Genomic DNA, 8,814 nt, shown 5'->3' with positions numbered 1-8,814 from the left:
TCCTGGAGGAAGTAGGGCAAACACTGAAGTCGACCGTGGAAGGCCTGTTGGCCCTGCATCAGGGAGAAGACAGCAGGCATCAGGCGCTGCGAACCCGCCTGCAACCCATCGAGGATAATCCACTGCGGTTGGGTGAGGGTTATGAGGATACGGTGCAGACCCTGTTCGCCAGCCATCGTAGCCCGGTTCACCTGTCGGCACCGGCGGCGGTGCGGGAGAGTCTGCAGAGCCTGAATCACCACCAGCAGGCAACCCGTGAGGCCATCAGCGAGGCGCTGGAGGCCATCCTGCATGCCTTTTCGCCCGAGGCCTTGCTGCGTCGTTTCCATGGTTACCGACGGGGGCTGCGCCAGAACGAGGACGAGGGACGCTGGGCCTGGGATATGTACCAGCATTATTACCGAGAGTTGAAATCCAGTCGTCAGCAGGGATTCGAGCGTCTGTTCCAGGAAGTGTTCGAACAGGCATACGACCAGAACCTGCGCCAACTACAGAGGGAGAACCCGTTGTGAAGACCTGCAAATGGAGTTTGCTGGCCATCGTATTTGTGCTTGCCGGATGCAGCACACCCTATAACGCGGTCACCAAAACCGCAAAAGTGCTCTGGGACCCGGATATCCCGGTGGGATACCCGGAGGATCTGCCCAGCCGGGTCGGTCTGACCATGGTGGCCGAACCGGATGTAAATCCGAATGAATCCCTGGCACCCACGCCCATTGCGTTTCAGATCATCGAGATGCGCGACAGCTCACTATTGATGGCCGGGGATTTCGACCAGCTACTGAGTGACCTCGAGTCGTCACTGGGCCAGAACTATGTCGATCACAGCGATTACTCCCTGGTGCCGGGCCAGTTCAAGTTCATCGAACCCTTCGAGATTGGCGAGGACACCCGGTTTATCGGCGTGATCGCCTTTTACGCCTATCCCAACCTGTCCCAGTGGAAGAAAGTGGTGAAGGTGGATCCAATCGGTGGCCGATACAACCTGCTGGTGAACCTGCGGGAGCGGGAAGTTCAACTCAAGCATTCGGATGACACCTGATGGCGGTAACCAATCGAGTCGTCTGGAGTGATGGCCTGTTCATCAAGCCCCAACACTTCCAGCAACAGCAGCGATATCTGGAACACCAGATCAATGAACGGGCGCTCGCGATCTCCGATTATCTGTATGGCTTCAGCGACCTGGAACTGAACGCAGAGTACCTGAGTTTCGGCCGGGTTGGCCTGGTTCGGGCATCCGGCCTGTTCCCGGATGGCACCCGCTTCAGTCTGCCCCAGGACGATGTGATGCCGGAGCCGATGGAAATCACCGATGCCTCCGTGGCCAATCAGATCGTGTACCTGGCCCTGCCACTGGGCAGTGACAGCCTCGCCGAAGTGGAATGGCCGGACGCCCCGGTGGCGGGCCGGTTCCGTGCCGACTCCCTGGAAATCCGGGATCTGCATTCGATCGACGGCGATGCCCACACCATAGATGTGGGCCGCGTGGCGCCCCGCCTGATGCTGGAGCGGGAAGATCGCAGCGCCTATGCGGCCCTGGCCATCGGCCGGATTCTTGAAAAGCGCCCGGACGGAAGCCTGGTGATGGATCCGAACTTCATCCCGACCATGCTGAGTGTGCGAGCCGCACCCAGGCTGCAGAGATTTGTCGGTGAAATGGCCGGACTGATGCGGGAGCGGGCACGCACTATCGCCGAGCGTGTCGGTGCGCCCGGGCAGGGGGGCGTTGCGGATGTGGCGGATTTCATGTTGCTGCAGATGCTGAATCGGGCCCATCCCAGGTTCATGCACCTGGCCCGCCTGCGCCAGTTGCATCCTGAACGGCTGTTCGAAGCCCTGCTGGAACTGTGTGGCGAGCTGGTGACCTTCACCGATGAAGGGCGCCTGCCGAGGGAGTACCCGGCCTATGACCACGATCTGCCGGATGATTGTTTTACCCCGCTCATGCAGGTTCTGCGGCAGTCCCTGAGCACGGTGCTGGAACCAAGAGCCCTGGCTATCCAGCTTCAGCAGCGCCAGTACGGCCTGACCGTGGCCCCGGTTCAGGATGCCCAGTTGGTCCGGGATGCGGAATTCATTCTTGCGGTCAAAGCCGACCTGCCGCTGGACGATCTGCGCAAGCAGTTCACCCAGCAGTGCAAGGTGGCCTCGGTGGAGAAAATACGGGATCTCATCAGCCTGCAGCTGCCGGGAATTCCGCTCGCTGCGTTACCGGTTGCACCCCGGCAGTTGCCGTACCACGCCGGCTTCGTGTACTTCCGCCTGGACGACCAGAGCCAGGCCTGGCAAATGCTCGACAACGCCAGCGGCTTCGCATTCCACGTGGCCGGCAGTTTCCCGGGCATGGAAATGCAGTTCTGGGCAATCAGGAGCTAAATCATGGCAGATGCACAGGTAATGGACTTACCCAACGGCAGCAGGAATTCCGGCAGCAGTGCGTTCAGTGATCTGATCTTTGCCGACAGCCGGGGAGCCGCTGAGGGCAACAGGGAAGGCCAGGTCGACGAGCAGTTCCAGCTCAGGGGGTTGGAACATAACCGCCTGATTGACGCCGCCACACCATTGCTTGGTCTGGTGATCAGGATACGCAGGCTGGCGGATTATCGCGCGGTGGAAACCCTCTACCAGCAGGTGGTGGATGAAATCGCTGCCATCGACCGGGAACTGGTGGAACAGGGTTACGACCGGCCGGGTGTTGTCGCCTATCGGTACGTTCTCTGCGCCTTCATCGACGAGGCCGTGCTGGGAACTGACTGGGGCGCCCATAGCGTCTGGTCTCAGCACTCCCTGCTGTCCCGTTTCCACAACGAGACCTGGGGTGGGGAAAAGGTTTTTGCCATTCTTGCCCGGATGGAGCAGGAACCGGCCCGTTATCGCGACATGCTGTCGTTTATCTACCTGTGTCTCTGTCTGGGATTCGAAGGGCGGTACAAGGTGATGGAAAACGGCCGGGATGAATACGACCGGATTGTCCGGGGCCTGCACCAGCAACTGAAAGCGTTGCAGGAGGAGCAGGACCCGGCGCCTCTTGCGGATGCCCGGGCGAACGTAACGCCAACCCGGAACCGGTTGCGCAGCGGCATGCCCGTCTGGGGCATTGCAGGTCTGTTTGTGGCAGCCATGGCCGGCATCTACTCCCTGTATAACATGGCACTGAACGAGCGCATCACGGACGTATTGCGCGTACTCGACCAACTACCGAAATAAGGACATCAACGTGATTCGGGTAGAACTGCCGGCGCTGATCGGGCGCCTCAACGACATGTCACGCCAGGCGCTGGAAGCCTCCGCCGCCCTTTGCATCAGCCGCCAGGGCGCGGAAATCACTCCGGCCCATTTGCTGTTCAAACTGCTGGAAACGCCGTTTTCCGACGTGCGCCAGATTCTGGAGCACACCGGCATTGATCATCAGCAACTGCAACCGCTGGTGGGCGACAGCCTGAACGGAGAGGCGCAAAGCGCTGAGCCCTATCCATCGTTCTCGCCGCTGTTGGTGGAACTGATGCAGGATGCCTGGCTGCTGGCTTCCACCGAACTGGGGCACACCGAACTGCGCTCGGGCGCGGTTTTCCTGGCCCTGCTGATGAATGCCGACCGATACCTTATGCCCCGGGTGGCACAGGCACTGGCGGACATCAACCGTGAGCAGCTGCGCAAGCAATTTAACCGGTTCACCGAGGGCTCCGCGGAGAGGCTGGAACCAAGCGAGCACGAATACGGGCAACCGGTGGCCAGCGCGGATCTGGACCCGCTCAAACGCTACGCCACCGACTTCACCGGACTGGCCCGGGAAGACAAACTGGACCCGGTGGTGTGCCGTGACGCCGAGATCGACCAGATGATCGACATCCTCTGCCGCCGCCGCAAGAACAACCCTATTGTGGTGGGCGATGCCGGTGTGGGCAAAAGCGCCGTGGTGGAGGGCCTGGCTCTACGCATCGTCAATGGCGACGTGCCTGACCGCCTGAAAAGCGTTGAGCTCTGGACCCTGGACATGGGCGCCCTGCAGGCCGGCGCCTCGGTGAAGGGCGAGTTCGAGAAACGCCTCAAAGGCGTGATCGAAGCGGTCAAAGGCTCCGCTACCCCCATCATCCTGTTCATTGACGAAGCCCATACCCTGATTGGCGCCGGCAACAGCGAAGGCGGCTCCGATGCTGCCAACCTGCTCAAACCGGCCCTGGCCCGGGGCGAGCTGCGCACCATCGCCGCAACCACCTGGCGCGAGTACAAGAAATACTTCGAAAAAGACCCGGCCCTGAGCCGGCGTTTCCAGCCGGTGGCGTTGGATGAGCCCACACCCGGCGAAGCTGTCCACATCCTCCGTGGCCTGCGCACCGTCTATGAAAAAGCCCATCAGGTCCTGATCGCCGACAGCGCCCTGAAAGCCGCCGCCGACATGTCTGCCCGTTACCTGGCCGGCCGTCAGCTACCGGACAAAGCCATCGACGTCCTGGACACTGCCTGCGCCCGGGTCAGCCTGAATCTGAGCACGCCGCCCAGACGCCTGAGCCGCGTCCGAAGCGAGCTGCATCAGCTGGCCATGGAACAGAACCTGCTGAGCCGGGAACACACCCTGGGCCAGAGCGTGGATGCCGACCGGGAACGGGAACTGGAACAGCGCATTGCCGGGATCACTGCCGAATCCGAAGCCCTGGAACAACGCTGGAACGACCAGCGCGAGCTGGTGGCCCGACTGGTGGAGATTCGTGAACAGCTGCTCACCGGCGAATCGCAGGCCAAAGCGGATACCTCTGAATTGACCGATGGGATAACAGAAGAACGCCCGGACCTGAAAAGCGAAGCCGCCGCCATCGAGCAGGAACTGACTGAACTCCAAGCCGACGAGCCGCTGGTCCACGCCCGGGTTGACGCAAGACAGGTGGCCGAAGTCATTGCCGACTGGACTGGTATTCCGGTCAATCGCATGACCACCGACGAACTGGAAAAAATCACCCATTTGCCGGCGTATCTGCAGGAGCATATCAAAGGCCAGGACACCGCAATCGACTGCCTGCACCAGCACCTGCTCACCGCCCGCGCCGACCTGCGCCGGCCTGGCCGCCCCATGGGCGCCTTCCTGCTGGTGGGGCCCAGCGGCGTCGGCAAAACCGAAACCGTGGTACAGCTCGCCGAACTGCTCTACGGCGGCCGCCAGTTCCTCACCACCATCAACATGTCCGAATACCAGGAAAAACACACCGTCTCGCGCCTGATCGGTTCACCTCCGGGGTACGTTGGCTTCGGCGAAGGCGGCATCCTCACCGAAGCCATCCGTCAGAAACCTTACTCCGTGGTTTTGCTCGACGAAGTCGAAAAAGCCCATCCGGAAGTCCTCAACCTGTTCTACCAGGCGTTCGACAAAGGCGAACTGGCTGACGGCGAAGGCCGACTCATCGACTGCAAAAATGTCGTCTTCTTCCTCACCTCCAACCTCGGCTACCAGACCATCGTCAACCACGCCGAGTCCCCGGCCAGCCTGGACGAAGCCCTCTACCCGGAACTGGCCAGCTTCTTCAAACCGGCCTTGCTGGCAAGAATGGAAGTGGTGCCCTACCTGCCTCTGGGCGAGGAAACCCTCAACCGCATCGTTGGCGACAAACTCCAGCGCCTGGCGGACCAGATCAAGGCCCGTTATCACACCGAAGTGGAACTTCAGGACGGCCTGATCGATGCCATCCGTAGCCGTGCGACAAGAAGCGAAAACGGCGCAAGGATGCTTGAGTCGATCATAGAGGGTGAGCTTTTGCCGCCGGTTTCATTGGCGTTGCTGGAGAAACTGGCGGCGAGGGAGTCGGTTACGAAGGTCATGTTGGGTGTTGAAGATGCCAGATTTACGGGAATGGTGGTTTAGGGACACTCCAAAGTAGCGCGGCGTGGGGATTTGCTTTCCAAAACCCTGCGGAGCCATGGATGGCGGAGCGGAGCCTACAGGGACGTATTCACGGCGTGTTTTGGAAAGCAAATCCGCACGGTGTGCGGTTGGCGAACACAAAAGCATAAAAATCTTAGGGAAGAGAACCATGGGACGGATGCAGATGGAACTGCACACCGGAATCGACCTGGCGGTGGCCCTGATCCAGCAAGACAACCTGCCGGATCTGCTGAAAACCGCCACAAGACAGCTGGAAAACGCCTTCGGCTTGACCCGCTGCTGGGCACTCGAACTCGACCTCAGTGGCCGGACCCTGCACTGCAGCGACCTCGCCGAACACGGCGAATTCGACTGCGGTGACTTCAGCCACCCCTTTGCCCACGTGCTGCAAACCGGCAAAGCCCGGGAACTTACCCGTGCCGCCAGCTACCGCCTGGACCACGTCGGCTTCCAGGCCCTGTTTGAGGCCAGCGACCGGCCGCGTTCCCTGTGGCTTGAGCCCCTCACCGGTAATGACGGCCGAACCCTGGGGGTGCTCGTACTGTGTCGGGACGAACCCGACTGGGACGGCATTACCGGCCAGCCTCTGTATTGTGGCCTACGGCAACTGCTGGTTCATCAATGGATTACCCAGTTACAGAGCCGTGATCAGGTCTGGCAGCGTCGCCTGCTCAAGCGGTCACTGGATCATCTGCACGACGCCGAAACCGTTCGCACCCGGTGCGAACAACTGGCGCGAACCCTGGTCGGCAACTCCCAGGCCATGACCAGCCTCCGGGCCCAGATCGTCCGGGCTGCCGGCAGTCAGCTGTCCGTTTTGGTTCAGGGTGAGACCGGCTGTGGCAAGGATGTCGTCGCACGGGGTATCCATGAACTGTCCGACCGGGCCGAAGGCCCGATGGTAGTGGTCAACTGCGCCGCCATCCCGGATACCCTTCTGGAAAGCGAACTTTTCGGGCATACCAGGGGAGCGTTCTCAGGCGCCGACCGGGACAAGCAGGGGCTTCTGGCACAGGCCAACGGCGGCACCCTGTTCCTGGACGAAGTGGGCGAAATCCCCCTTGAACTCCAGGGCAAACTGCTCCGGGTGCTGCAGGATCAGCAATTCGAGCGGGTTGGCGAAAACCGAACCCGGGCTGTGGATGTGCGGGTGATCGCGGCCACCAACCGTGACCTGAAGGCGGAAGTTCAGGAAAAAACCTTCCGGGAAGACCTCTACTTCCGCCTGAATGTTTTCCCCATCGAATCCGTACCCTTGCGCCGGCGGCTGGAGGACATCCCCATCCTCGCCCAGGAATTCCTGAACCGCGCGTGCCAGAAGTTCAACCGGCCTCTGTTGGCCCTGAAAGAACGTGACGTTGAAACCCTGAAAGCCTACCACTGGCCCGGCAATGTGCGGGAGTTGGAGAATGTGATCGAGCGCCAGGTAATCACCGCCGACGGCCGGCTGGATCTGGACCTGCCAGGCCCAGAGTCCGCAGCCCGGTCCAACACGGCAGAAGCGCCGCCTGCGAGACATTACAGCGGCGAATTGATGACGGAGCAGGAGTTGCGGGAACTGGAGAAACAGAATTTGGCCCGGGCCCTCACCATGAGCAGTGGCCGGGTCTTCGGCGATGACGGCGCGGCGGCCATGCTGGGCATCAAACCGACCACCCTGACCTCGCGCCTGAAGAAGCTGAAGATCGACGCCAGGGAGTTCCAGGTCAGGCCGGAGTAATGCCCACCTGGTTCAGGGCATAGGTCACCACAATCCAGATCAGCATCACCAGCGGCAGGTAGCGACCAACCAGGTACATACGCCACTCCCACCAGCGGCTCTGGGTGCCCAGCACCGTTCGTATCTTCTCGGGCGGAATAAACCAGCAGAACATGGCGGCCCCCAACACCCCGGAGAAGATGATCACATTACCGCCGGCCACCCGGTCGATCACATCCAGCACCGGCTCCCCGGCAATGTTCCACTCCAGCGGGGTGAAACTCAGTGCCGATGCCGTGCCCAGCACCAGCATCACCAGGGTAACAAGACTGACGGCCTTGCCATTGCTCAGCCGGAACTCCTCCGCTACCGCCGCTATCATCACCTTCAGACCGGCCAGGCTGGAACTGAACGCGGCCATGAAGAACAGGCTGAAAAACAGGGTACCCACCCAGTAGCCGCCCACCATGTCCTCGAACACCCGGGGCATGGTCACAAACGCCAGTTGACTGCCCTCCGCGGGCTCCATGCCAAGACTGAACACAAACGGAAAGATCATCCAGCCCGCCAGCAGCGCCACACTGGTCTCGGTACCTGCAACAATCAGACAGGCCCGGGGCACGTGGGTCTGCCGGGGGATAAAACTGCCATAGGTCACCAGGTAGCCCTGGCCAATCGCCAGCGTGTAGAACGCCTGCCCGAACGCAAACGCCCACAGCTTGCCGTCCGCCAACCGGCTCCAGTCCACCTGGAAAAAGAAATCCTTGGTCTGCTCCCAACCGGGTGTGCGGCTGGCGAAAATCACCAGACCGATCATCACAATGATCAAAACCGGCATCAGGATCTTCGACATCAGCTCGATGGCCGTCACATCCTTGGCCAGGATGATTGCCCCCAGCACGGTCACCGCGAAGAAATACCAGAGCGAGTTATACCCGGCGGTAAAGTCACCAAACACTCGGAGATTGTCTGTTGCGGCATCCACCGCATAACCCAGGGTCCAGCCGGTAATCACCAGGTAATAGCTGGTAATGGCCATGGTGATGAGCACCACAAACCACCCGTAAACAACCCCGAAGCGGTTCACCTGCCGGTAGGTCTGAACCGTACTGCCCTTGGAAAGACGTCCCGCTGACACTTCCAGAATCATGATGGGCAAAACCACGACAATCAGCGCCAGCAGATAGGCCACCACAAAAGCGCCACCACCGTTCTCCCCCACCATGTACGGAAACCGCCACAG

At 60.9% G+C, this 8,814-nt stretch carries 7 protein-coding genes; 6 read left to right on the top strand and 1 reads right to left on the bottom strand.

What is annotated here, in order from left to right; translation table 11 throughout:
• The 6 genes from tagH to B2W52_RS04065 form a co-directional block, all read left to right on the top strand.
• Positions 1 to 512 (top strand): type VI secretion system-associated FHA domain protein TagH (gene tagH, locus B2W52_RS04090; protein WP_286801462.1); only part of this gene is annotated, 512 nt, incomplete at its 5' end.
• On the top strand, positions 509 to 1,042 hold the full coding sequence (tssJ, locus tag B2W52_RS04085) for a type VI secretion system lipoprotein TssJ (protein WP_153634063.1): 534 nt from the start codon (positions 509 to 511) through the stop codon (positions 1,040 to 1,042). The genes tagH and tssJ, both read left to right, overlap by 4 nt.
• Positions 1,042 to 2,376, top strand: coding sequence for a type VI secretion system baseplate subunit TssK (gene tssK, locus B2W52_RS04080; protein ID WP_286801459.1), 1,335 nt, complete (start codon positions 1,042 to 1,044; stop codon positions 2,374 to 2,376). Before tssJ ends, tssK begins: the two co-directional genes overlap by 1 nt.
• A gap of 3 nt (positions 2,377 to 2,379) precedes the next feature.
• A complete protein-coding gene (gene icmH, locus B2W52_RS04075) occupies positions 2,380 to 3,207 on the top strand; it encodes a type IVB secretion system protein IcmH/DotU (protein ID WP_286801457.1) in 828 nt (275 codons plus the stop codon).
• Between the two features lie 10 nt (positions 3,208 to 3,217).
• Entirely contained in the window at positions 3,218 to 5,851 is a 2,634-nt protein-coding gene (gene tssH, locus B2W52_RS04070; protein WP_273068795.1) for a type VI secretion system ATPase TssH, read from the top strand.
• Between the two features lie 178 nt (positions 5,852 to 6,029).
• Positions 6,030 to 7,592, top strand: a complete 1,563-nt coding sequence (locus B2W52_RS04065; RefSeq protein WP_286801464.1) for a sigma-54-dependent Fis family transcriptional regulator — start codon at positions 6,030 to 6,032, stop codon at positions 7,590 to 7,592.
• Here the strand turns inward: B2W52_RS04065 and B2W52_RS04060 are convergent.
• Positions 7,579 to 8,814 (bottom strand): sodium-dependent transporter (locus B2W52_RS04060; protein WP_286801455.1); only part of this gene is annotated, 1,236 nt, incomplete at its 5' end. The two genes, B2W52_RS04065 and B2W52_RS04060, sit on opposite strands and share 14 nt — an antisense overlap.

This window comes from Marinobacter sp. UBA2498 (genome assembly GCF_002341575.1).
Lineage (GTDB): Bacteria > Pseudomonadota > Gammaproteobacteria > Pseudomonadales > Oleiphilaceae > Marinobacter > Marinobacter manganoxydans.
This window is presented reverse-complemented; position numbering and strand designations above follow the sequence as displayed.

What these genes read in the sequence shown, in the direction of transcription:
- B2W52_RS04065 (WP_286801464.1), top strand. Translation starts at nt 6,030, where the DNA reads ATGCAGATGGAACTGCACACCGGAATCGACCTGGCGGTGGCCCTGATC.
- tssK (WP_286801459.1), top strand. Translation starts at nt 1,042, where the DNA reads ATGGCGGTAACCAATCGAGTCGTCTGGAGTGATGGCCTGTTCATCAAG.
- icmH (WP_286801457.1), top strand. Translation starts at nt 2,380, where the DNA reads ATGGCAGATGCACAGGTAATGGACTTACCCAACGGCAGCAGGAATTCC.